Origin of the sequence: Kitasatospora sp. NPDC048545 (assembly GCF_040651155.1) — a bacterium.
In the GTDB taxonomy this organism is placed as follows: Bacteria; Actinomycetota; Actinomycetes; order Streptomycetales; family Streptomycetaceae; genus Kitasatospora.
Map to the genome: position 1 here is coordinate 210,405 of NZ_JBEZIQ010000001.1, position 23,901 is coordinate 234,305.

24 protein-coding genes are annotated in these 23,901 nt (G+C 70.6%); 23 read left to right on the top strand and 1 reads right to left on the bottom strand.

Annotated features, from left to right (window positions below; all coding sequences use genetic code 11):
- Nucleotides 1–37 precede the first annotated feature (37 nt).
- Both AB0D10_RS01050 and AB0D10_RS01055 read left to right on the top strand, forming a co-directional pair.
- The gene (locus AB0D10_RS01050; protein WP_360249093.1) at nt 38–487 is read left to right on the top strand and encodes a DUF6093 family protein; all 450 of its coding nucleotides are present in this window, start codon (nt 38–40) and stop codon (nt 485–487) included.
- Nucleotides 484–915 (top strand): DUF6093 family protein, encoded by a 432-nt coding sequence (locus tag AB0D10_RS01055; protein ID WP_360249096.1) that lies wholly within the window; start codon nt 484–486, stop codon nt 913–915. The genes AB0D10_RS01050 and AB0D10_RS01055 overlap by 4 nt, the downstream gene beginning before the upstream one ends.
- Nucleotides 916–1,013: 98 nt before the next feature.
- Here AB0D10_RS01055 and AB0D10_RS01060 read toward each other — a convergent pair whose 3' ends face one another.
- A complete protein-coding gene (locus AB0D10_RS01060) occupies nt 1,014–1,613 on the bottom strand; it encodes a hypothetical protein (RefSeq protein WP_360249099.1) in 600 nt (199 codons plus the stop codon).
- A 482-nt stretch (nt 1,614–2,095) separates the two neighbouring features.
- Here AB0D10_RS01060 and AB0D10_RS01065 point away from each other — a divergent pair, with 482 nt between their 5' ends.
- From AB0D10_RS01065 to AB0D10_RS01165, 21 genes are all read left to right on the top strand, one after another.
- Nucleotides 2,096–2,506, top strand: coding sequence for a hypothetical protein (locus tag AB0D10_RS01065; RefSeq protein ID WP_360249102.1), 411 nt, complete (start codon nt 2,096–2,098; stop codon nt 2,504–2,506).
- A complete protein-coding gene (locus AB0D10_RS01070) occupies nt 2,506–2,907 on the top strand; it encodes a hypothetical protein (protein WP_360249105.1) in 402 nt (133 codons plus the stop codon). The genes AB0D10_RS01065 and AB0D10_RS01070 overlap by 1 nt, the downstream gene beginning before the upstream one ends.
- Nucleotides 2,904–3,173: a hypothetical protein gene (locus tag AB0D10_RS01075; protein ID WP_360249108.1), complete on the top strand. Its 270-nt coding sequence runs from the start codon at nt 2,904–2,906 to the stop codon at nt 3,171–3,173. The genes AB0D10_RS01070 and AB0D10_RS01075 overlap by 4 nt, the downstream gene beginning before the upstream one ends.
- Nucleotides 3,174–3,611, top strand: a complete 438-nt coding sequence (locus AB0D10_RS01080) for a hypothetical protein (protein ID WP_360249111.1) — start codon at nt 3,174–3,176, stop codon at nt 3,609–3,611.
- 175 nt (nt 3,612–3,786) lie between these two features.
- Complete coding sequence (locus AB0D10_RS01085) at nt 3,787–4,284, top strand: hypothetical protein (protein ID WP_360249113.1); 498 nt, start codon at nt 3,787–3,789, stop codon at nt 4,282–4,284.
- Between the two features lie 11 nt (nt 4,285–4,295).
- A complete protein-coding gene (locus tag AB0D10_RS01090) occupies nt 4,296–4,904 on the top strand; it encodes a hypothetical protein (RefSeq protein WP_360249116.1) in 609 nt (202 codons plus the stop codon).
- Nucleotides 4,905–4,930: 26 nt separating this feature from the next.
- Complete coding sequence (locus tag AB0D10_RS01095) at nt 4,931–5,230, top strand: hypothetical protein (RefSeq protein ID WP_360249119.1); 300 nt, start codon at nt 4,931–4,933, stop codon at nt 5,228–5,230.
- A 10-nt stretch (nt 5,231–5,240) separates the two neighbouring features.
- Complete coding sequence (locus AB0D10_RS01100; protein ID WP_360249122.1) at nt 5,241–9,410, top strand: phage tail tape measure protein; 4,170 nt, start codon at nt 5,241–5,243, stop codon at nt 9,408–9,410.
- Nucleotides 9,410–10,324: a hypothetical protein gene (locus tag AB0D10_RS01105; protein WP_360249125.1), complete on the top strand. Its 915-nt coding sequence runs from the start codon at nt 9,410–9,412 to the stop codon at nt 10,322–10,324. Before AB0D10_RS01100 ends, AB0D10_RS01105 begins: the two co-directional genes overlap by 1 nt.
- Before the next feature lie 15 nt (nt 10,325–10,339).
- Nucleotides 10,340–11,269, top strand: coding sequence for a hypothetical protein (locus AB0D10_RS01110; protein WP_360249128.1), 930 nt, complete (start codon nt 10,340–10,342; stop codon nt 11,267–11,269).
- Nucleotides 11,269–12,363, top strand: a complete 1,095-nt coding sequence (locus tag AB0D10_RS01115) for a hypothetical protein (RefSeq protein ID WP_360249131.1) — start codon at nt 11,269–11,271, stop codon at nt 12,361–12,363. The genes AB0D10_RS01110 and AB0D10_RS01115 overlap by 1 nt, the downstream gene beginning before the upstream one ends.
- A 3-nt stretch (nt 12,364–12,366) precedes the next feature.
- Entirely contained in the window at nt 12,367–14,898 is a 2,532-nt protein-coding gene (locus AB0D10_RS01120) for a hypothetical protein (protein WP_360249134.1), read from the top strand.
- A gap of 89 nt (nt 14,899–14,987) precedes the next feature.
- Complete coding sequence (locus AB0D10_RS01125) at nt 14,988–17,285, top strand: hypothetical protein (protein WP_360249137.1); 2,298 nt, start codon at nt 14,988–14,990, stop codon at nt 17,283–17,285.
- A 68-nt stretch (nt 17,286–17,353) separates the two neighbouring features.
- A complete protein-coding gene (locus tag AB0D10_RS01130) occupies nt 17,354–17,713 on the top strand; it encodes a hypothetical protein (protein WP_360249140.1) in 360 nt (119 codons plus the stop codon).
- A gap of 58 nt (nt 17,714–17,771) precedes the next feature.
- Complete coding sequence (locus tag AB0D10_RS01135) at nt 17,772–18,557, top strand: N-acetylmuramoyl-L-alanine amidase (RefSeq protein WP_360249143.1); 786 nt, start codon at nt 17,772–17,774, stop codon at nt 18,555–18,557.
- A 125-nt stretch (nt 18,558–18,682) separates the two neighbouring features.
- Nucleotides 18,683–18,937: a hypothetical protein gene (locus tag AB0D10_RS01140; RefSeq protein ID WP_360249146.1), complete on the top strand. Its 255-nt coding sequence runs from the start codon at nt 18,683–18,685 to the stop codon at nt 18,935–18,937.
- Between the two features lie 239 nt (nt 18,938–19,176).
- Nucleotides 19,177–19,767: a hypothetical protein gene (locus AB0D10_RS01145; protein WP_360249149.1), complete on the top strand. Its 591-nt coding sequence runs from the start codon at nt 19,177–19,179 to the stop codon at nt 19,765–19,767.
- 210 nt (nt 19,768–19,977) lie between these two features.
- Entirely contained in the window at nt 19,978–20,340 is a 363-nt protein-coding gene (locus tag AB0D10_RS01150) for a hypothetical protein (protein WP_360249152.1), read from the top strand.
- A 31-nt stretch (nt 20,341–20,371) separates the two neighbouring features.
- The gene (locus AB0D10_RS01155; protein WP_360249154.1) at nt 20,372–21,466 is read left to right on the top strand and encodes an AAA family ATPase; all 1,095 of its coding nucleotides are present in this window, start codon (nt 20,372–20,374) and stop codon (nt 21,464–21,466) included.
- A gap of 302 nt (nt 21,467–21,768) precedes the next feature.
- Nucleotides 21,769–22,905, top strand: a complete 1,137-nt coding sequence (locus AB0D10_RS01160) for a hypothetical protein (protein ID WP_360249157.1) — start codon at nt 21,769–21,771, stop codon at nt 22,903–22,905.
- A gap of 49 nt (nt 22,906–22,954) precedes the next feature.
- Nucleotides 22,955–23,845, top strand: coding sequence for a helix-turn-helix domain-containing protein (locus AB0D10_RS01165; RefSeq protein WP_360249160.1), 891 nt, complete (start codon nt 22,955–22,957; stop codon nt 23,843–23,845).
- The last annotated feature ends 56 nt before the right edge of the window (nt 23,846–23,901 follow it).

Here is a 23,901-nt window from a genome sequence, read left to right on the forward strand (position 1 = left end):
CCCGGACGCTGTCGGTCGCGGTTCCTACGCTCGGATCATGACCACCCCACCCCCCACCTCCGGCACCGCCATGCCCGATCCCGGCGGCGTCGTCGGCATCGTCGAGCGGGCCCTGCTGTCCGACGAGACCGTGCGGATCAGCGTGCCCGGCCCGCAGGTCCTCGACCCCAACACCGGCCAGTACGTGCCTGGCCCGCCCGCCGTGCTGTACGAAGGCCCCGGTGCGCACCGCGCCGCCGGCGGGCCCGGCCTGGTGCTGCGCCTGGAAGGGCAGCCGTACAAGGACGACGGCGACGGCCGGTACACGCTGTTCACCCCGCTGTCGGCGCCGGTCGCGCCCGAGGGCGCCGAGATCGTCATCGTGGCCAGCCGCGACGGTGCGGCCGTCGGCCGCGAGTTCAAGGCCCTCGACCCTGGAGAGACCGGTACTCACGCCGTGGTCCGCTCCACGTGGATGCGGATCACCAAGACGGGAGCCGCGGCATGACGACTCCCGAGCAGCCCGCCGACCTCGACACGGTGCGGCAGGTCCTGGAGAAGACGGTGATGGTCGATCAGGTGCGGATCGCCCGGCCGACGGGCACCCCCGTGCTCGACCCGGACACCGGCTTGGTCGGCCCGACCCCGACCAGCACCGTGTGGGAGGGGCACGGCGCGGTGCTGTCCGCTCACGGCCTCGCGGCGGTCGAACATCTCGTCGGCGGCCGGTGGCTGGAGGACACCGCGTCCTGGTACGGGCTCGTCACGCCGCTCGCGGCGCCGACCCCGCAGCGCGGCGACCTCGTCACCGTCACCACCGCAGCGTCCCCGACCGCCGGCACCGTCGGGCGGACGTGGCAGGCCCTCGACCCGGGCGAGGCGAGCACCGTCGCGGTCGCCCGGGTGACCCGCCTCGACGAGATCGTGGTGGCGTAGCCGTGCCGGGCCTCTGGTGGGTCACCTTCCCGTCAGAGGCCCGTGGCCTGACCGCTGGAACCTGGTTGCCTGCACGCCGAGTTGGAGGAGTGAGTTACTCAGTCGTCAGCTGTTGCTTGAGCGGGCACGTCGGCCTTGACGGTGGGTACCTTGCGGGGGCGCCGGGCAGAGGCCCGAATTGGCACAGGTTCCGGCAGCTTGCCGACGCGAGTGCTGGCCTCCAGGACCTGCTCGATGATGCGTCGGCGCATGTCGCCCTGGGGGCCATCCTGAATCCCGTCTGCAAGACGTTCCGCCGTTAGGTAGTAGCCGTTCAGAACCGGCTGGTCGAAGTACCGATTGAGCTGTGCCTGTGATTCCTTGTAGACGAAAAGGAAAGTCTTGCTCAGGTAGGCAGAGATTGCGGCGCCAACTGCCCCTAGGGCTCCGAGGAACCACCTGACCTCATTGCTGGGGACCATCAGCCCAGCGATGAAGCAGGCCATGATCACGAGGAGCCCAGAGGCCATAGCCCTCTGGGCCGTCACGAATGATCGGTCCGCCTGCCCAGTTGCAATGGCATGGTATTGGTCGATTTGCCGCTGATTGATCTCCAAGAGAGTAGCCAGCTCGGTGTGATTCTTGAGCTCAGCCAGCGTCTGTGCATCGAGCGCCTCCTGGCGCCCTGCCGCCTCAATCGCGCGATCCTCTGCTCTCATTCGCGAGCGAATCGAGATAGCGATTAGAACAATCAGGAAAAAAATCAGCAGGCAACCAAGGCCGCTTGCTACAGGGAGAAGCCACGAAGGAACTGAGGAATTCTCCGTACCTCCGAACCAGCGGCTAAGCACCGCTCCGCCTGTGGTTACAGCCACCCCAAGGCCGCCTAGAGCTGGCTCAACCGACCTCCTGGGCTTTCGGCGGGGTGAGCCCCATGTGTGGAAGCCAGGGCGCCGCGGGGAAGCCCCACTGCTTGTCCCGGTAGTGACCGACGGCTGTCGTGGGTCCCCGTCGTCACTGATGGCAGTCTTCATCACGGTCGCGAGGCTACTGCTGGAGGTCGAAAGCAGGCTCGGATTTGACAGAAGTCATCGAACCGGTCGGAGCCTGCCCTGTCGGCGTCGTGGACCTACAAGATCTCGAACGGCTCCCCGACTGGCCGAACCTTGTGATGTCCGTCGCGGCTCCTACCTTGGGGATCATGACCCCTACCCCTATACCTCCCGAGCTTCAGCGTGTCCGCATCCAGGCATCCGGCCCGGCCGCCGTCCTGGAGATCAACGGCCGCAACGTCTCCGACCAGGTCAGCGAGTACCAGCTGCGGCACACCGCCGGGCAGCTGCCGGAGATGCTGCTGCTCCTCAAGCCGACTGCCGGCGCGGACTTCGACGGGGCTGTGCGCGTCCTCGTCGGAGAGGACCCCGACCCGGGCCCGGCCGCCGCCCAGTTCCTCGCCGCGCTCGACGGCGCCGAGGTGGAGCGGGCAGCCCTGGCCCGGCACGATCTCCTCGACGGCGGCGCGCACGAGTTCACCCGGGCGCTGCTCACCCAGCTCGCCGAGTGGGCGCTGGGCAAGCGGCAGCCCGGCGACCCAGGCGAGGTGAGCGGCTGATGGCCGGGGTGAGCAGCAACGCCGCGGTGCTCGCCGCCCGCCTCGAAGCGCAGGCCGAGGCGCTGGTCCCGGCCGCCGTCGGGGTGGTCCGCCATCAGGCGATGCTGCTGGAGACCGCGATCAAGGCAGCGGCGTCCGGGCGACCTGGGCCGAACGCACCGACGGGTGACTACCGCCGCTCGTGGACCACCGAAGTGCGGATTGCCGCCACCGGCGTCGAGGCGGTCGTCGGCACCAACAAGCCGCAGGCGAACAGGTTGGAGTTCGGATTCGTCGGCGCGGACTCGCTGGGCCGGGTCTACCACCAGCCGCCGCTGCCGCACGTCGGCCCGTCCGTGGACCGGCTCGGTCCGGGCTTCGTGGCGGCGCTCGGGCAGCTCGCCGAGGGGATCGTGCGGTGAGCCAGCTGACCGACGACATGCACCAGGCCGTCGCCGAGGTGCTGCGCGCGCACGGGGCCGGGCTGCTGTCCAGGGCGCTGCTGGTGCTGGAGGTCGTGGACGAGGTGTCCGGCGAGCTGGGCCTGTACGTGGAGGCGTCTCCAGCGGACATGCCGATGTGGGACCGGGCCGGGCTGCTGCGCTACGCCGACCTGGACCTTGCGGGGCAGGTCACTGCGTGCCGGATCGACGCCGCGGGGGCTATCGAGGATGAGGAGGACGAGTAGGTGACGGTTCAGGGAAGGGTCCTGTCGCTGGCGGTGCAGGCCGCGCTGAGCGGGGCTACGGGGCGCAGCTGCGGGTACGGGGCAGCGCCGGCGGTGGCGGACAAGCCGACGGGCAACACGATCCCGTACACGGTGCTGTACCCGCTGGGCGGCACCGCGTCCGGGCCGCCGTTCGGCGACAGCCAGGCGGATGGGCGGATGGTGTACCAGGTCAGCGGAATCGGGACGACCGCCGAGCAGGCCGAGTGGATGGCCGACAAGGTCCGGCTCGCGCTGTTCGCGAAGACGGCGAAGGGCGACTTCGCGACGCCGATCGTCGCGGCCGGGCACACGGTCGTCGCCCGGGAGATCGACAAGGAGGACGGGCCGACTGTCGCGAACGGCGTATACAGTTACATCTCGCGGATCATCCTGCACGTGACGACACCTGACAGCTGACCGCCGCACGGCCCTTCGGGGTTGAGCACCCTCACCGTGGAGACCCAGCACGGACGCCCGGCCGCCGGCACGGGCTGACTCCCCGACCACCCCCTGTCTGTGGGTGGCCGTCAGGGGAGACGGGTCTCCGGCGGAAGCTTCACCGGGTCCTGGGCTCCCCGGAAATGAGAGTCGCGTGGCCTCCACGCAGCAGCGGTTCATGCGCCGCGGCATCACCAAGATCTACTTCCTCAAGTCGATCGCCGCCGCCACCAACATCCCGACCCGTGTCGAGCTCACCGCGGTCGGCGCCACCGACCTGTCGAAGCAGGTCGCCGACATCGAGGGCTGGAGCCTCGAAAACTCGCCGATCGAGACCCCGGACCTGGGCAACAAGTTCGCGACGAGCATCCCGGGCGAGGACAAGGCCGCGTCCTCCAGCCTGACGTTCTACGAGGACCTGTCCTCTGAAGTGATCGAGACTCTGCTCGCCAAGGACACGGCCGGCTACGTCTGCATCCTGCGCAAGGGCGACATCCCGTCGTCCAAGTCCCTCGACGTGTTCCCGGTCCGGGTCGGCTCCCGCGCCCCGTCGTACTCGACCGGCACCGAGCCCGCCAAGTACAAGGTCAGCTTCTCCATCTCGGATCTGCCGACCCTGGACGCGCCGGTCCCGGCCGCCGCAGCGGGCTGAGGGGGCGGGCGATGACTACCAGCATCATTGAGCCGCCGGCGGCAGCGGTCGCGGCGGACGCGCACTGGCGAGCCAAGATGGCGAAGCTGCGGGCCCGGCGCCTGCCGGAGCGAACCGTGTCGATCTGCGACGACGATGCGGCGAAGCTCGCCGTCACCGACGCGCAGCTCAAGCTCGCCAAGGCCCTCGCCGAGGCCCGAACTGCCGCCGCCGGCAACGGAGTCGACGCCGGGCAGGTCGACGCCTACGTGGAGGCCCATCCGCAGGTCGTCATCGCCCGCTCGTTCCTCGCCACCGCCCAGCAGCACCTCGCGGACGCGACGGTCGAGGTGACGTTCCGGGCGCTGCCCCGGCCGGCGTGGGAGGCGCTACTGGCCGAGCACACCCCGACCGAGGAGCAGGCCGACAAGGGCATGGACTACAACGTGCTCACCTTCCCGGCGGCGCTGATCGCCGCCAGCCACGTCGAGCGGGACACCGCGGGCGTCGAGGTCGAAGGCATGAGCGCCGCCGACGCGCAGACCCTGCTGGACGAGTGGTCGGACTCGGACGCGAAGGTGCTGTTCACCGGCGCGATGCTCGTCAACCAGCACACCAGGGCTGATCTGGGAAAAGGCTGAGGTCCGACCCGGGGTTCCGGGCGGAGATGGAGCTGTGCGAGAGGTACCACATCCCGCACTCGCAGCTGATGGGAGCTGCCACCGGCCGGTGGACGGCGCTTGACCGCGACAAGGCGTTGGCGTGGGCGGCTCACCAGCGGGACGTGTGCCAGGGATGCGGCACCCGGCCGCAGGAGTGGGACCCGGATCAGGGCGGTGACCGGCACGCATACGTCGCGCAGACGCACCGCTGCCTGGGCTGCGAGCTGATCGAGATGGAGCAGGAGCAGGTCCCGGACGGGACCGAAGGGCGCGGGGTGAAGATCGGGCTGGCGCAGCCCAGATAGGAGCAGCCCGGTGGCGGGCGCCTACACCCTGTACGTCCAGCTCCAGGCGGGGCTGGCCGGTCTGACGACCGGGCTGCGCGGAGGCGCGCAGCAACTTCGCTCGTTCGACGGCCAGTTGTCGTCCACCAGGGCGGAGCTGGAGCGGCTGGAGGCGGCTGCGGTGCGGCTGGGCCGCGCGCAGGCCGCCGCCGCCGAGCAGGCGACCGCCTCCCAGCAGGCGGTGCGCGCGGCGGTGGAGCAGTCCGCCGCCGCGCAGCAGGCCGCCACCACCACCGCGGAGCGCGCGGGCCGGGCGCAGGTCGTCGCGGCGCAGTCCGCCGCCCGGGCGCAGGCCGAACAGACGGCGGCGATCGAGGCGACGGCCCGCGCCGCGCGGGCACAGGAACTCGCACAGACGATGGCCGCCCGCGCGCAGGAGACGACCGGCGCGGGGGCGGTCGCGGCGCAGCGCACCGCTGCCGCTGCGGCGGAGTCCGCGACCCGGGCCGGTGAGGCGCAGGTCGCTCAGGCCGCCCGCGCGGCTGCCGCTCAGGAAGCCGCCGGGCGGGCTGCCGCCCTTTCGGAGCGCACCAGCGCCGGCGCAGCGCAGGCCGCCGCGTCCGCGAGCGCAGCCCGCGCGTCGCTCGCCGCGACGGAGGAGCAGGCCGCCCGCCGGGCCGGTGCTGCGGCGATCGAACTGGGCCGCGCGCAGACCGAGGCCGCTGCCGCTGCCCAGGCCGCCACGGCCGCCCGGGTGTCCGGCCTGGTCAAGGGCGGGGTGCTGCTGGGCGCGATCCTCGCGGCCGGTCTCGCCGGGGCGATCTCCCTGCAGCGGGAGATGGCGAACGTGCTGACGATCTCGCAGCAGATCAACGGGAGCAACGTCGCCGCGTTCACGAACGAGATCATCCGCCTCTCAACTGAACTGCCGCAGACCGCATCACAGTTGGCGCAGGGCCTGTACCAGATCGTCAGTACCGGGTTCGACGGCGCCGAGGCCATGCAGATCCTGGAGGTGTCCGCGAAGGGCGCCTCGGCCGGCCTGACGACCACCGAGACTGCGGCGACGGCGCTGCTCGGCGTGCTGAAGGCCTACGGCCTGCCCGCGTCGAAGGCCAGCGACGTCATGGACATTATGTTCCAAACCGTCAATAAGGGTGTCATTTCGTTCCAGGAGTTGGCGCAGCAGCTCGGCGACGTGGTCCCCATGGCAGCTGCCGCAGGCATCAAGTTCGACGACGTGTCGGCCGCGCTCGCCGCGATCACCCTGTCCGGCATCCCCGCGGCAGAGTCCGCCACCAGCCTCAACATGCTGATGACCCGCCTCATGAAGCCGACGAAGGACCTGGCCGGGCTCATCCACGACCTTGGGTACGAGTCCGCGTCCAGCGCCGTGCAGCAGGACGGCCTGTTCGTCGTCATGGGCAAGATCAACCAGGCGACGCACGGCCAGGCCGAGGCAACTGTCAACCTGTTCAAGGACATTCGCGCAACCAGGGCCGCGCTGGCTCTGGCCGCCGCCGACGGCCAGAACTACGCAGACACCTACCAGGCCATCACCTCCGCCGTGGAGCGCGCCGACGCCACCCAGAAGGCGTACGCCATCCAGATGAACACCGCCGGCGGCCAGTTCGACCTGTTCAAGAACCGCGCCGCCGCCGCAGGCATGGACGTGGCCCGCAGCCTGCTGCCCGTTCTCCAGGAACTCGCGCAGGACGCGTCCGTGGTCGCGAACGCCTTCAACGACCTTCCCGGGCCGGTCAAGTCGAGCGTCGGCGTGCTTGTCGCGCTCGGCGCCGTAGCCCTGGTCACCCGCGCCGGTGTCGCCCAACTCTCCTCCCAGCTCGTCGCGTTCCGCGCCGCAGCCGCCGAGGCGCAGGCCGGCGGGGCGGTCCTGCCCGCGCTGCTGCGCGGCACCAGCCTGGCCGTGTCCGGCCTGACCGGCATCCTCGCCATCGGCGTGCTCGGCTACGCCGCCTACTCGGCCAGCAAGCAGAAGGCCAAGGCCGTCACCGACGACCTCACCGCCGCGCTGCGCGCCGAACGCGAGCAGCACGACGTCGGCGCCGGGATGCGCGCCCTCGCCGAGTCGCTGGCCAACAGCGACGACATGAAGAAGCTGAAGGCCGCCGGGCTGGAGATGACCGAGGTCATCGACGGGCTGATGGACGGCGGCGACAAGCTCGCCAAGCTCAACGACAAGCTCGACCTCGGCAAGGCTGCGTCCTGGGACAAGGACCTGATGGCGTTCGACCCGAGCTTCGACAAGGCGAAGCAGATCCTCGCCCAGCGCCGCAAGACCTGGGACGACGCGATCAAGGCCGACGCGGAGAACGCCACGGCGATGGACCTCGTCACCGCCAAGGTCAAGGGCTCCGTGCAGGCCAACATGGCCGCGTGGACGCCGGACCTGACGCTGCCGACCGACAAGAACGGCCAGCCGAAGTACTCGGACGAGATGAAGGCCCTCGGCAAGGCGCTCGGGGACATCGTGCAGCCCGCCGAGGCGTGGAAGGCCGCCCAGGACCGCGTCACGGCGTCCAGCCGTGCCGGAGCCGCACAGATCGACGTGTCGAAGCTGTCCATCAGCGGGTACATCGACAAGCTCACCGAGCAGGGCAAGGCCGCCCGCCAGTTCCAGACCGACCTGGACGAGCTCACCGCGCGCGGGTACGCCCCGCTCGCCGACCACTTTGCGAAGCTCGGCGACGCCTCCGCCAGCATGGCCCACGACCTCGTCAACAACCTCAAGGCCGGGAAGAAGGGTGCCGCCGACCAGCTCGCCGACCTGACCAAGGTCACCCGGGCGGGCCTGGACGACTACATGGGCGAGCTGCGCCGCCAGTTGGAGGCGCAGCGCAACTTCCAGCACAACCTGTCCGAACTCGCCGTCACCGGGCACACGGAGCTGGTCGACCACTTCGCGCAGCTCGGCGTGAGCTCCGCCGGGATGCTCGACGAACTCGTGAAGCGGATCAAGAACGGGCAGGGGCAGGTCGCCGACGAGCTGACCTCCGTCATCGAGGAGAGCACCAGCCGCTCCACCGCCGCGTACCGGGTCGGCCTGGAGCAGGTCCCGCAGATCGCCGCCAAGTACGGCCAGGAGACTGCGAGGGCGTGGGCAGTGGCCGCCGAAACGGGCGACGTTGGCGCGTTCGGCCGGATCATGCAGCAGATGGCGATCACCGACATGTCGACGGCGGTGAAGGCCGCGACGACGACCGCGCAGGCAGACCTCGGCAGTGGTCTGGACCTGATCAACCAGATGGCGTCCGCGCGCGGCCTGGACGCCGCGAACGCGCTTGCGGACGCCCTGCTGGCTGGCAACGTCGACAAGGCCATGGCCCAGCTCAAGGCCCTGTGGGGGACCTCCCCGCCGATGTCGCCCCCGGACTTGAACAACATCGTCTCCGCGTTCCAGCAGGCCGGTCTCACCTCCAAGGACCAGTGGACGGCGATGTTGACGCTGATCGCCCAGGTGTCGCAGGCCAAGGGCTCCGAGGCGGCCTCCAACCTCACCAAGGCCCTCATGTCGGGCGACATGGCGGCCGTCGAGGCGCAGCTGAACTCCATCGGCGCGTCGGTGAAGAACATCCCCGGGCAGAAGACGATCAACGTCAACGTCAACGCCCCGTCGCGGATCGACGTGCCGGTGGTCCTCACCCCGCAGGGCGCCGCGAACTGGAACGGCGGCGCGTGGGACTCGCCGTTCGCCGCGCGGAAGGCCAACGGCGGGATCATGGAGTTCTACGCCAACGGCGGCATCCGCGCCCCGCGCGGCCCCGAGAACCATATCGCGGAGATCGTGCCCGCCGGCACCTGGAGAGTGATGGCGGAGCCGGAAACGATGGGCGAGTCGTACATCCCTCTCGCCCCGTCCAAGCGCGTCCGCTCGAAGGCGATCTTGGAGGAGACGGCGCGTCGGTTCGGCGGCACCGTGCTGTACGGCGCCGCCGGGCGCCTGCACCTCGCCGCCGGGGCGATCGTCAACGCCCGCCCCACCATCCCGGCCCGGGGAGCGGCCAGCTACCTGCCCGGCCGCGCCCCCGCCACGACCGTGATCGTGCGCGAAGCCGCCGCGCCGGCGCCGCTGGTCGGCGAGATGCCGATCACCGTGTCCGGCTCCACCATCACCGGCGAGCAGGTCGCCGACGCGGTCATGCGACGACTGCGCCACCTCAAGAGGGGAGGGCGCGCCTGATGGCCGCCCAGCTACAGCTCGACGACTGGCAGTTCGACATCGACGGCGTGGTGGTCGGCCACGGAACGCCGGTCCTCGTCGAGGACGTGCAGGGCCTGGGCACGCCCAGCAAGCGCACCCCCGACGCGCCGATCCCCGGAGAGGACGGCGTCTACCCGGGCCGTGACCTGCTGGCCGCGCGGATCCTGCGCTTCACCGCCGGCATCCGCACCCCGGGCGATCCCGCTGCGGGCCTGGATCTGCTCGCCGCCCTGGAGCGCCTGGCCGACTCCGACACCCGGCTCACCCCCGGAGCGACGGCCGTCCTGCGGATCAAGCGCCCCGGCCAGCCGGTTCGCCGCCAGTACGGGCGCGTGACCAGCGCGGAGGCGGTCAGCGTCGCCCGGTCGCCGTACGGCTGGCTGCCGATCGAGCTGGTGTTCTCCGGCTTGGACCCGGTCTGGTATGCCGACCAGCCGTCCGGGGTGACGCTGTCCCTCGACGTGTCGCCGACCCGCCAGCAGGGCTTCACCGCGCCGGTCCGTACTCCCGTCACCTGCGGCACCTCCGACCCGAAGAGCCGCCCCGGCTGGGCCGTCAACCAGGGCAACCGGCGCTCGTGGCCGACCGTGCGGATCAGCGGCCCGGTCGTCTCCCCCCGGGTGTGGCTCGAAGGCATCCCCGGCGCCGTCCTGGACTTCCCGACGCTGGTCCTCGGCGCCGGCGAGTGGATCGACATCGAGACCAGGCCAGGGACCCGCACCGTGCTGCGCAACGGCGGCCAAGGGTCGGCTGCGACCGCCCTGTCCAGGACCAGCCGCCTGGACCAGTTCGCGATCCCGCCCGGCCGCTCCGAGATCCGCTGGGACGCCGTCGACTCCACCAACACCGCCCGCCTGAACGTCACGTGGCGTGACGCCTACACCTCTCTGTAAGGACAACCCCAGCTCATGACGCTCATCCAGCCGCCGCTGATGGTCACCGGCGGCGTCCACACCGCCCGCAGTTTCCGCATGGCCACCCAGGCGTCCACCCGCGGCAGCCAGGGCATCACCGAGGGCGGCGACCTCAAGGTCCGCCAGATGTCCACCCCCGGCGCGGGGGTGCGGGTCGGCAACGGCTCCTCCGTGGTACGCGGCGCCACCTGGGGCCAGGGCTCCTACACGGCGATCAACCTCGGCGACGCCATCGTGCCAATCGCCGCGACCGCCGGCACCGGCCGCACCGACCTCATCGTCCAGCGAGTCGAGGACCCCGAGTTCGAAGGCAACCGCAACCCAGCCAGCGACGACATCGTGTACTTCACCGTCATCCCCGGCGTGTCAGCGAACCAGACCACGCTGCCGCCCGGCATGACCGGCATCGTCCTGGCCCGCGTCGCGCTGCCGCCGAACACCGCCACCGTCACGGATGCGATGATCACCGACCTGCGGAAGATCGCCAACCCGCGCCGCGACCGCAAGATCCAGTCCATCAACGGCTTCCCGTACGTCACGCTGCCTGCTCAGGCCGGGGTGTGGCAGGACGACTGGCCGCCGAACGGCCGCGTCTTCACCGACGTGCCGGCCTGGGCGACCACCGCGAACCTCGTTGCCTCCTTCACGGGCGTGCGGGTCTGGGGTGAGACGTTCTTCGGGGTGCGCCTCAAGTGGGGCAGCTGGATCGGAACCGAATACCAAGTCGATACGGACACGATCACCTACATGTCGAAGACGACCGTCATGGCGTCCGACTCGCCGTGGCTGTCGCCCGACTTCCGCGGCAAGACGCAGGAGTTGAGGCTGCAGGGCGGCCGATACAACAACGCCAACGGCGGAGCGGACGTGTCCGGCAGTACGGCGCTGATCTTCGACGTCGAGTTCATCGAGGGCACGTTCTGATGCCCGCACCCGCCTACCGGTACTTCACCACGCACGCCCTGACGGGGGAGGTCCTGGCGTGGGACCTCCCCCTGTCCGGGGTCTCCTTCGGGCCGGAGCTGTGCGGGCCCGGCTCGATGCACGCCACCATCGCCCCCAAGTTCGCCCACCTCGCACCGCGGCAGGCCGACGGCGGGACCACGCTGCTGTGGGCGGAGCGCGACCAGCGGCTGATGTGGGGCGGCCTGATCTGGGACACCACCCCCGAGGACGAGAAGTACCCGATCGCGGCCTCCGGGTTCTCGTCCTACCTGACCAAGCGGCACGACCTGCACGGCGACCTCGGCGGACGCGGCCCCTACCCGGGCACCGACCCGTGCACGGTCATCGGCCACACCTGGGAGTACTGCCAGCAGCAGCCCGACGGCGACCTCGGCGTGATCGTCGACCTGCCGCCGGGCGGCTCCCCGGTGCGGCTCGGCACCACCGAACGCCCCTACAGCACCAAGGAGTGGGAGGCGACCGCGCTGTCCTCCGTGCTGCGGGACGCGACCGGCTTGGACCGGGGCCCGGAGTGGACGGAGACCGTCACCTGGAACGGCGAGCGGCCCGAGCGGCACATCACCGTCGCCTGGCCACGCCTGGGCGCCCGGCGCCGCGACATCTCGTTCAGCAGCGGCGTCAACATCGCCGAGCCCGTAGCGGTGCCCAGCCACGCCGACGACTTCGCGCAGGTCGTCATCGCCCTCGGGGCCGGCGACGGCTCAGCGAAGGTGCGCACCACCGACGCCGTCCGCGACGGGCGGCTGCGCATGGAGACCGTCCTCGACCGGCCGTCGATCACCAACAAGGACACCCTGGCGCAGCTCGCCCGCGCGGAACGCGAACGCCGCCAGCAGACCGCAGCCATCGACGAGATCACCGTCATCGACCACCCCGCCGCGCCGATCGGGTCGTGGCAGATCGGGGACGACGTGCGGGTGACCCTGCATGACCAGTGGACGGACTACGACGGCTGGTGCCGCATCGTCGCCTGGACGCTCCACCCGGCCGAAGGCGACCGGCCCGAAACGGCAACGCTGCGCCTGGCCCGCCCCTACACGACCGGAGTGTGACCCGTGCCCACCGCTCTCGACGAACTCGCCCAGCGCATAGCCGTCCTGGAGGCCGCGCTTCCGGAGCTGTCCCGCTCCTCCCGGCTGGCGTACTCCAGTGTTGACGACGGCGCGCTGACGGTGACGGCCGCCGGCACGGTGCGGGCCATCATCGGCCAGCAGCCGGACGGCACCACCGCCGTCAACGTGGTCAACGGCCCGCCGCCGCCCACCCCTGCCACGCCGGCGGCCACCGGTGCGCTCGGCGGTGTCGCCGTCACCTGGGACGGCACCTTCGCCGATGGGGCGGTGTGCCCGCTGGACTTCGCACGGGTCGAAGTCCACGCCGCTCGCACCGCTGACGTCGCAGGAGACGCCACCACGCTGATCAGCACCATTGAGTCACCACAGGGCGGCCGGGTTCTGGTGCCCACCGCCGTGCCCGTGACCGTTGTGCTGGTTGCCCGCTCCACGTCCGGCAGGGCTTCCAGCCTGTCCGCAACGGCTACCGCCAGCCCCTCCAAGGTCGTGGCCGACCAGGTGCTGGCTGGGATCGTCGGTGAACTCCAGCTCGCCGACGCCGCCGTGACCGCCGCCAAGGTCGCCGCCGCCGCCATCGACAGCCCGGCTCTCGCCGACGCAGCCGTGACGGCCGCGAAGATCGGCCAGGCCGCCGTCGCCGCAGGCAAACTCGCCAGCGACGCGGTGACCGCCGGCACCATCGCCGCAGATGCGGTCACCGCCCGCGAGATCGCCGCAGGGACCGTCACCACGGCCGAGTTGGCCGCCGGAGCAGTCACCACCACCCAGCTCGCGGCCGGAGCGGTCACGGCCGGGCAGATCGCCGCCGGGGCGATCACCGCCACCCAGCTCGCCGCCAATGCCGTGACCAGCAGCAAGATCGCTGCGGACGCCGTGGCCGCAGGGCAGATCGCAGCAGGAGCGATCACCGGCCGTGAGATCAAGGCCTTGTCCATCAGCGGCGACAAGCTCGCGGCCAACACCATCACCGCAGGGCAGATCGCCGCCGGCGCCATCACCACCGATGCTCTCGCCGTCGGCGTCGTGAACAACTTCGTTCCCGACGGCGGGTTCGAGGGCCCCGTCGGAGCGGCCCTGGTCGCTGCTGCTGGCACCGGCTGGGCCATCGCCGCCGCGGGCAACGGGTCGGTGAAGAGCGCACGAGTCGACGCCTCCGCCGCCACGGCGACCACCAAGTCGATGGGCCTGGTCACCGTCGCCGTGCGGCCCGGGGATCAGCTGCTCTTGCGGTGCGACTACCAGGCGTCGTCGGACTGGAAGGGCAGCGCGGTCAAGTTCTACGCCAAGTGGATGGACGCCACCGGCTCCGTTCTTGGCTACGGTGCCGCGCAGACCCTCACGCCCGCTCTCGGACCGACGTGGCAGCCCCTGAGCGCCACCGTCACCGCCCCGGCGAACACCGCCACCGCGCGGCTGATGCTGGAGACCCTCCAGTCCACCGCCGGGAGCGTGCTGTTCGACAACGCCGAAGCCAAGCCGGTCCTTGGCCAGGTGCAGATCGCCGACGGCACGATCACGGCCGCCAAGCTCAGCGCGGACGCGATCACCGGTAAGACGATCACCGGCGGCACCATCAGCGGCACCTACATCAACGGCGTCAACATCGACGGCGCAACGCTGAGGACCGCAGCGGCCGGCAACAGGGTGGAGATCACCTCCGCCAGCGGCTCGCCCGGCGCGACCGGCATGGTGCGGCTCTACTCCGGCTCGCCGACCGAGGTCGGTCCCGCCGCCGTGTCCAGCAGCTACGACTCCACCGCCAACACCTCCCGGCTCACGCTCATGTCCGCCGCCCTGACCGACGCACCGGCGAAGCCCGCCAAGGGCGGCGTTGTCGCCATGTCGGTACCAACGGCGTGGCCGCAGAGCAGCATCACCCTGTCCTCGTCCCCGGGGAAGTCGCAGATCAGCTTCGAAGCCACCGACACCTACGTCGGCGGCACACTCGGCATCAGGTACGGCATCTCTGCCGGGTACCTAGACCTCAGCGCCACCAGCGCGCCCGTGACCCCGACGCAGGGCGGCGTCCTCTCGGTGTCCAACCCGGCGTTCAGCCACGTCATCATCGGCAACAACGAGATCGTCGCCGCGGCGGGGCAGGACTGGACCGACCTGGTCCTTAACAAGAAGCTCGCCGTCAACCAGGCGGCGATCACCGCCAGCGTGCCGATATCTGCCGCCGGCTGGCAGGCATGGCAGAGCATCACTTACGCCAACGGCACGTCGCAGCTCGGGGGTTGGCAGACCGTCGGCTTCAAGAAGATGGCGGACGGGACGTGCATGCTGCGCGGCATCATCTCCGTGCCGGGCGCCTTCGCCAACGGGGTGGTCGGAACAATCGGCGACCCGACCTGCCGACCGAAGCTGGGCGAGGTGTTCGCGGCCTCCGTGCCCAACAACGTCGGCGGGAACGTGTTCGTCCAGGCGAACGGCAACATCGAGATCTGGAACGCCAGCGGCGCTCTCGGCGGCTGGTTGTCCTTCAGCGGAATCCGGTGGTCGTGCGTGGACTGAGACAGCCCCGCGCTCAGTGCCGCATCAAAGCCCCGACGCCCAGCCGGGGCGACTCTGCCCATCCCTGCACTACCGGAGTGTGCCCCCTCGTGCCTACTGCACTTGACGAACTCGCCCAGCGCATCGCCGTCCTGGAGGCTGCGCTGCCGGAGCTGTCCCGCTCTTCCCACCTGGCGTACTCCTCGATCGACGACGGCGCGCTGACGGTGACGGCCGATGGCACGGTGCGGGCCATCATCGGGCAGCAGCCGGACGGCACCACCGCCGTCAACATGGTCAACGGCCCACCGCCGCCCGCGCCGACGGAACCGATGGCAAGCCCCGTACTCGGAGGCGTGTGCGTCTCGTGGGACGGACGGTTCTCCGGCGGCTCACCGGTGCCACTGGACTTCGCCCGCGTGGAGGTGCACACCTCGCCAGCAGCCGGGTTCACGCCCGGCCCCGACACGTTGGCGACCACGATTGAGTCCCCGCAAGGCGGTGCTGTCACCGTGCCGACCGTCGCTCCGCTGTGGGTGGCGCTGGCCACAAGGTCAACCAGCGGTCGGGCATCCATGCCGTCCCGCCAGACCACCGCCGGGCCCGCGAAGGTCGTCGCGGACTCCGTACTGGCCGGCATCATCACCGAACTCGCCCTCGCGGACGACGCGGTGACCGCGGCGAAGGTCGCCGCCGGGGCGATCAATTCCGACGCGATCGCCGACGCCGCCGTGACCGCGACCAAGCTCGGGCAAGCCGCTGTCGTCGCAGGCAAGTTGGCCGCCGACGCGGTCACTCCCGGTAGCGTCGCCGCCGGCGCCATCAGCACGCGGGAGCTCACTGCCGGGTCCGTCACCACGACAGAGCTCGCGGCCGGTGCGGTGAACACCGCACAGCTCGCGGCCGGTGCGGTGACGGCCGGGCAGATAGCCGCCGGGGCGATCACCGCGACGCTGCTCGCCGCAGGGTCGGTCACCGCCACGAAGGTCGGGGCCAACGCCATCGGCGCGGGGAAGATCGCAGCCGACACGGTCACGGGCAGGGAGATCAAGGCGCTGTCGATCACGGTCGACAAGCTCGCCGTCAACTCGATCACGGCCGCGCAGCTCGCCGCCGGCGCCGTCACCGCCGACGTGCTGGCCGTCGGCACCGTCAACAACTACATCCCAGACGGGTCGTTCGAAGGGCCGGTCGGTGCCGCCCGGGCAGCAGCGGGCAGCCCGTACTGGTCCATCGCCTCCGGCGGCTGCGGGTCCGCGAAGTCCCTGCGCGTTGACGCCACCGCGGCGCCCGCCGCCTCCCGCAGCCTTCCCCTGGCGACCGTCACGGTTCGGCCCGGTGACCAGCTCGTGCTGCGCTACGACTACCAGGCGTCCCCCGACTGGCAGGGCGGCGCGATCAAGTTCTACGCGAAGTGGCTGGACGCCGCCGGCGCCATCGTCGCGTTCAACTCCGCCCAGGTCACTGCCCCGGTGCTCGGCCCGACGTGGCAGGCAGCCACAGCGACCGTGACGGCGCCGCCCGGGACCGCCACCGCAGTCCTCGTCGTGGAGAGTTGGCTGTCCACAGCCGGGCAGGTGTACTTCGACAACGTCGAGGCGAAGCCGGTCCTGGGGCAGGTGCAGATCGCCGACGGCACGGTCACCGCCGCCAAGCTCAGCGCGGACGCCATCAACGGAAAGACGATCACCGGTGCGACCGTGACCGGTGGCACCGTCCAGACCGGTGCAGCGGGCGCCCGGATCGTCCTCAATCCGAGCGTCGCCTGGGACGGCGAAGCGCACTCTCCGGCGCTGCTGATGTACACCGGGGCTTCGTCCGAGAAGGGCCCGGCGAGCATCACCGTGGACACGACAGCGGGGATGGCGATGATCCAGGGGAACTCCTACGGCTTCGGTTCTCCGTACTTCACACTCAGCGGCGGCCGGTCCTCGGACGACGTCGGGCGGATCCAGATGGGCGGCAGCGGCTCGGGAAGCCCGTCCGTGTCGATCGGCGGGCTGGAGCGGCGCATCGACCTGGTGGTGCAGCCGCCCGGGGCCACCAGCCCCACCCGCTTCTCGTTCGGCAAGGAGCTGTCCATCGACGGATGGCAGCCGCTGGTACTCGCCTCCGGGTTCTCCGCCTTCGGCAGCTCGTTCCGCCCTCCCCAGCTTCGGCGGCTTCCCGACGGGCGGTGCACGGTGCGCGGGGTCGTGAAGATCCCTTCCGGGTTCACCGGGGGGAAGGTCGCCACCTTGCCCGACGGGTACCGGCCGAGCGCGCACGAGGTGCTGGAGCTGCTGAACGAGACCGGCACGAAGGCGAATCTGACGGTCTACATGGACGGCACGCTGGGCGTCACGCACGTGTCCGGCCCGCTCGGAGGGTGGATCTCCTTCGGCTCCGCTACCTGGGGAGCGGACTGACCTGCGGATCTGACCGGCAGTGGCCGTAAGATGGGCGGCGGCGCGGGGGCGCAGTCCAGGAGCAATCCGTGAGCGTCCCGCCGACCGCCGAGCCCACCCTGTGGGAACTCCAGCGATCCCTGACACAGCTCCGCGAGGACCAACGCGACTCGATCGCGGGTCTGCGTGAAGACCTTCGGGGCGACCTCCAGGCGCTCGCCCTCAGGCTGGAGCAGTCGGTGACCAAGGACGTGTACCACTCGGACCAGCGGCTGATGGCGCAGCGCATGGACATGGTCGAACGCGACCTTGCCAGCGAACGCCGGGCCCGGGAGGACACCGAGTCCGCCGCGGCCGCCGGCCGCCGCTGGCTCATCGGTGCGTTCGTCGCGCCCGTTGTGGTGGCACTCCTTCAACTGTGGCTCCTGGCCCAGGACAAGCACCCGTAGTCCGCGGCACGCGGAACAGCAACACCCAGGCAGGCGCGGGGGAGAAAGCGCGCACGCCGTGCAGCTCATCACCAGGGACCAGTGGGGCGCTCGCCCCCCGAAGTCCGACTTCACCTTCATCGGCTCCACCCAGGGAGTCAAGGTCCACTACGAGGGCACCGAAGTGCCCGCCGACCTCGCCAACTCCGACCAGCACGGCCGCTGCGCCGGTCGGATGCGCGACATCCAGGCCTCCCACCAGGCCAACCAGCAGGAGAAGTACATCTGCATCGCGTACTCGGCGGTCGTGTGCCCGCACGGCTACGTCTTCGAGGGGCGCGGCCTGCACCACCTGCAGGCCGCGAACGGGCCGGGCCTCAACTCCCAGCACTACTCGGTGTGCGCGATGGTCGGCGACGAGGGTCTGACCAGCCCCACTGATGCCCAGCTGGGTGGCATCCGCGACGCGATCGAGTGGCTGCGCCGCGACGGCGACGCGGGCAACGAGATCAAGGGGCACAGGGACGGGTACGCCACCGACTGCCCCGGCGAGCCGCTCTACCGGTGGGTGCAGGCAGGGGCGCCGCGCCCGGGCGGCAGCACCGCGCCGGTGGGCCCGCCCCCGTCGACCGGCAGCGGACCGGCGTGGCCGGGCCGGTACCTCGCCGACTACTGCGAGGGCCCGGACGTGCTGCTGTGGCAGCAGCACATGGCCGCCCGGGGCTGGTCGATCAGCGCCGACGGCAAGTACGGGCCGAAGTCGGCCGCGACGTGCAGGGCCTTCCAGGCCGACAAGGGCCTGGAACAGGACGGCGTGGTCGGCGCGAAGACCTGGGCGGCGACCTGGAACAGCCCGATCACCTGACCGGCCAGCCCGACCTTCAACTGTCCGGCCCGGATGCGGACGGCCTGCCGGGGCCGGAAACCTGGCGCCGCCTGTGGGCTCTGACACCGCAACACCTGCTCGTATCAACCCAATTGAGGAGTTCAGTGAACGTGTACGTGTCCCTGCTGCGCACCGGCGTGCCTGCGCTGGTCGGCTGGCTGGTGGCCCTCGCCGCCCGCTACGGCCTCGACCTCGACCCGGCCGCGCTGGCCGGAGTCGTCGCGCCGCTGGCCAGCTTCGCCTACTACGCGGTGTTCCGGGTGGCCGAGGTCTACCTGTCGCCGCGCTGGGGCTGGCTGCTCGGCTACGCCCGCCCGCCGCAGTACCCGGGTGGGAAGGTCGCGCTGCCGTCGTCGTGACCTTGTCGCACCCGGGCGTTCGGCCCGGGTGCCCGGTGCCGCGCCGCCCATGAGTAACCCGCCCCTCGGGGTGAGCTGAAAGGGGTAGCAAGACCGCGCGGCCGGGAAACGGTTGGGCCCCCGTTCCTTACGGAATGGGGGCCCGACCTCTTGGATCACCCACTGTAGCAGCGATCCGGCGAATGGCCTCCCTGACCCTGGCGAGTAAAGTCAATACTCACTGATGTGAGGAGAGCGGCATGGCGGGAGCAGGGAGCATCCCCATCGTCTTGGTGGGTGCGCAGGAGTTCAGCACGGTCTACAAGGCGCCGGCGCGGAATGTGGCGCAGTGGATCCAGCGCGGTGTCCTGGACTACTCGGAGGCGGTGATCGTCTCGGGGCGTGCCTACTGGCCGATCGGGGCGGCGGTTGCCTTCGGGGAGAGCACCGATCGGGGCAAGACGCCGGACATGACCTACGTGGAGCAGCTGGTCGCCGAGCAGGCGCCCGGCCGGAGCGTGAAGGCGGCGTTGGCCGTGCGCGCCGCGGACTTGCCGCCGATCGTCGGCAGCCAGGAGATCATGGCGCTGACGGGTGAGGATCCGGTCAAGGCGTTCCCGCCGTTGACCATCGCGGTGAAGGGGGGCGTGTTCACCGAGCCGGACTGGCAGCTGTCGAGGTCGCCGCTGTGGCTGCTGCCGAACGCGCTCGCCGGCTTGGATCGGATGCGTGAGCGCCCGAGGTCGCGGCCCTTGGTGGTGATCCCGGAGGTGCTGAAGGCGCTGGAGAGCGGCACGTATGACGGGCCGGGATCGCAGATCCTGTCGAGGGGCAAGCAGTCGGAGGGGTAGTTGACCAACCTCCCTTGATGAGTATAGAATTTACTCAAGAGGGGGCGACCTGGCCCGCTCATCAGGGCTGGAGTCGCCATGCACGCAAGACCCCCTCCCGCTGACGTCTGGGCGGATGGGTGGCCGATCGCCTTTGCGGGCGTCGGTCTCTGGCTCGACTTGTATGTGGATTCTTCGTAGTATCCCCATCACCAAGAGGGGAGAGCAGCGATGACCACCGTCCTGCAAGACCAGCTGCCCGGCCTGGAAGCCGTGCGCCGCATCGTCCAGCCACCGGCCGGCAGCGTGCGCCAGCAGAGCATCCAGGAGCGGTTCGAGCAGTTCCACGCCCTCAACGGCTGGGTCCTCGCCGAGCTGGAACGGCTGACCGCCGAGTGCATCGACGCGAAGTTCGCCAAGGTCAGCCTCGGGATGCTCTTCGAGATCATCCGCTACTCCTACGGCCGCGCCACCCTCTCCGCCGACGACTTCCGGCTGAACAACGACTTCCGCAGCAGATACGCCCGCCTGCTCATCGAGCAACACCCCGAGTGGGCGACCTACTTCGAGGTCCGCGCCCTGCGCGCGGACTGACGCACCACCATGACCTCTTGGAGAAACACCCGTGCCCCCCAAGCTCAACTCCCGCAAGCCCACCGGCATCGTGCCCTGGCCGTTCATCCTCGTGGAGGGTGACGAAGGCGCCGGAAAGACCTACGGCGCACTCGAATTCAGCGGCAGCAACCGCATCGGACAGATGTACGTGATGGACTTGGCGGAAGGCTCTGCCGACGAGTACGCCGCCATCCCCGGCGCCCGTTTCGAGGTGATCGTCCACGATGGCACCTACCAGTCGATCGCCGACCAGGTCGAAGCGGTGTGGTGGGAAGCCCACCGCGCCGCGACCGCCGGCGAGCCGCCCGTCGTGTTCGTCATCGACTCCGGGTCGGCGCTGTGGAAGATGCTGTCCACCTGGACGTACGAGCGCGCCAAGCGCAGCAACAGCAACCGCGCCAAGCTCTCCGAGAACCCGGACGCGACCATCGACGTCGGCCGTCACCTGTGGAACGACGCCACCGCCCGGTGGTACCGGATCATCCACATGCTCCAGACCATGCCGGGCATCGCCATCATGTTGGCCCGCGGCAAGGAGATCTCAGCCACCGACGACAACGGGCAGCCGCTCATCGTGCAGCGCCGTCCCGTCAAGGAGTGGAAGGTCAGCGCGCAGAAGGACGTCGGCTTCGACAGCACCGTCTGGCTGAGGGTGCGTCGCGACAAGCCGACCGTGGTGATCAAGGCGCGCACCCTGCGGTTCCGGGTCGAGAGCGGCAAGCCCATGCCCTTGCCCCACTTCTCCTACGAGAAGCTGGTGTTCGAGATGCTGGGGTGCTCGACCGAGTCGCAGCCCCGAGACATGCCCGAGCTGACCGGTGACCGCACCGGCCCGTGGATGAAGCGTGTCACCGAGGCCGCCGACCGCGAAACGTGTGTGGCGCTGTGGAAGGAACTCGACGCGGGCCCGGAGACCGGCCTGTCCGAAGCCGAGTGGAAGACCGTCCGCCTGGCCGTGCAGGCCAGGGTGCGTGAGCTGGCCGCCCCGCCCACGACCATCGACGACGAGCCCGCTAGCGACGCCGCCCGGCTGCAGGCCGCCGCCGCGGCGCAGCAGGCCGAGGCGGACGCCGAAGTCCTCGGCGAGCCGGCAGCCGCCGCGTAGCGCCGTCGGCGGGGCCACCCAACCCGGTTGGGGTGGCCCCGCCGACGGAACCGACGATGAACGACACCCCTGTCCCCGCCTGGCCGTGCGCCAGTGCCACCTGCGGCGACCACTGCGGCTGCTGCCGCGAGTGCGGCATGCCGCCCGAGGACTGGTGCCCCGGCTGCGCCGCCTGCGTGTGCGTCCCGCCCTGCGCCTGCCCGCCAGTGAGCTGACCGCCCGGCAGCTGTCCTCTTCGCCTGAGGTTCGGCCCTACCCCGGCCGCGCCCCGACTCTTCACGACCTCTTGGAGCAGTACAGCCATGTCCACCCCGACGATCACAGATCCGTCGCCGTCCATCTGGGTCGCCGCCGACGCGATCGACCGCGCCCGGCCGCGCTCGAGGCAGCGCCAGCTCGGCGCGTCCGACACCGCGTGCGAGCGGCGTAGCGCCTACAAGTACCACGGCTGGAAGCCGACCGACCTGGTCATCAGCCCCGCCGCGATGCTCGGCACCTACATCCACGAGGGCCTGACGACCGCCGCCCGCAAGGAGTTCGGGTGGCTGGTGGAGAAGAAGGTCGCCGACGCGGCCGTGCGCGGATCCATCGACATCGTCCAGCTCGACCGAGCGACCGCACGCCAACTTCCCCGCCGGATGCGGCCGAAGGTGGCCGCCGACGAGAACACCTTGGAGGACATCAAGACCCGCACGGTCTACAGGTGGGACGAGACGGTGCGCTACGGGGCGACGGCGCCGGAGCTGCGGCAGGTGATGACCTATGCCCGGCTGCTGAACACCGGAGGGTTCGAGGACGCCGACGGTCAGCGGGTCCTGGCTCGGCTCGGCCCGGTGCGGGTCGAGAAGATCCGGCTGCGGTTCATCTGCCGGGACAACGGCGAGGAGTTCATCCAGGAGGTCCCCTACGACCCGCAGATCGCCGAGGAGGCGGTGTGGTGGCTCCAGAGGGTCGCTGAGACCGAGCACCCGGAGCAAGCCCGCCGCGACTTCCTCGGGCCCGGAATTGACGCCGCTTGCGACTACTGCCCGTTCGCCACAGCGTGCTGGGGTTCGCCGGCGGACGGCCGTCCGGTGCAGTCCAACCTGGTCCACGACGACGAGGACGTGGCCGGGCACCTGGCCGACTACGTCGCCGCGCACCGGCTGTGGTCGGACGCGGACAAGAAGAAGACGTTCGCCCGCAAGTCGGTGGACGCCTCCGAGGCGGGCCGCTACGGGGCCAACACGCTGGGCTGGGCGGGGAAGGAGAAGAAGGAGCAGCAGCCCGACGTGCGCGCGATGATCGAGCTCTTCGACACCCTCGGCGCTGTGATCCCCACGGTTCCCGACGTCGACCGCATGGTGAAGGCCCTGATGACGGCGGGCATTGCCGTGCCGACGCGCACCGTCGTCAAGCGGACCCCCAGGCGCATCGACGTGCGCGCGGCACGCGAGTGAGCGCGGTCAGCCAGCCGTACCGCAACCGCCGCCGAGAGAAAGCCCGCACATGTCGATCCACCTGATGCTGGTCGCCGCCTACCTGCCGCCGGAGGTGGTCGGCAACCCTGCCGAGAAGCTGGCGCTGATGAAGCTGGGCGACTCGGCCGACGATGAGACCCGCCTTGCGCGGCCGGGGATCCGCAGGCTCGCCGCGTGGGCGGGGGTGGGGCCTAAGCGGGCGATCACGCTGGTGACGGAGTTGGTGAAGAAGGGCCTCGTTGAGCGGGTGGAGATCGGCAAGCCGGGCCGGGCCGCCGTCTACCGGATCTTTCCCGGCGGGGTGCCGCGCATCCCCGACTCGGAGGAGCTGGAGGCCCGGTTCAAGGCCGCGGCGGACGCCCCGCGCAACAAGCGGCTCGCCCGGGAGGGGGTGGTGCGCGCCAAGCCGGCCGCTCCCGCCCGCAGGCGCGCGGAGCAGCCCAAGAAGGCACCGGTCGACGGTGGGTTCCCGAACGGGAACCCACTCGAGGGCCCGGAACGGGTTCCGGAGGGGGAACCCAGCAGGTTCCCGCCTGGGAACCCTCCAGGTTCCCGATCGGGAACCCCGTCAGTACCTCCTTCAGTTCCTGGGTCAGTACCTTCCCCCCAGCCCCCCACGGCTGACGCCGCAGGGGGCCAGCTGGCTCCGTCCCCGCAAGGGCCGTGCAGCAGGCACCGGAAGGTCGCGCGGAACTGCCGGGGGTGCGGGACCAGTGCCCGTGCCCAGCGCGAGGGGCAGGAGAAGGAGAAGCGGGAGTTGGAACGGCTGGCCGAGCAGGCGCGGACCGAGGAGATCCTGCGGGAGGGCCGCCAGTACCGCGAGGTCGTGGAGTCGAACCCGCACGGGGTCGAGGCGGCCCGCGAGGCGGCGAAGCGCCTGGCGCGCGAAGGCCGCGAACGGAGCAAACATCACGAATAGGTGACGAACCGTCCAGAAGTTGTGCCCCCCATTCGATGAGTATAGAATTTACTCAA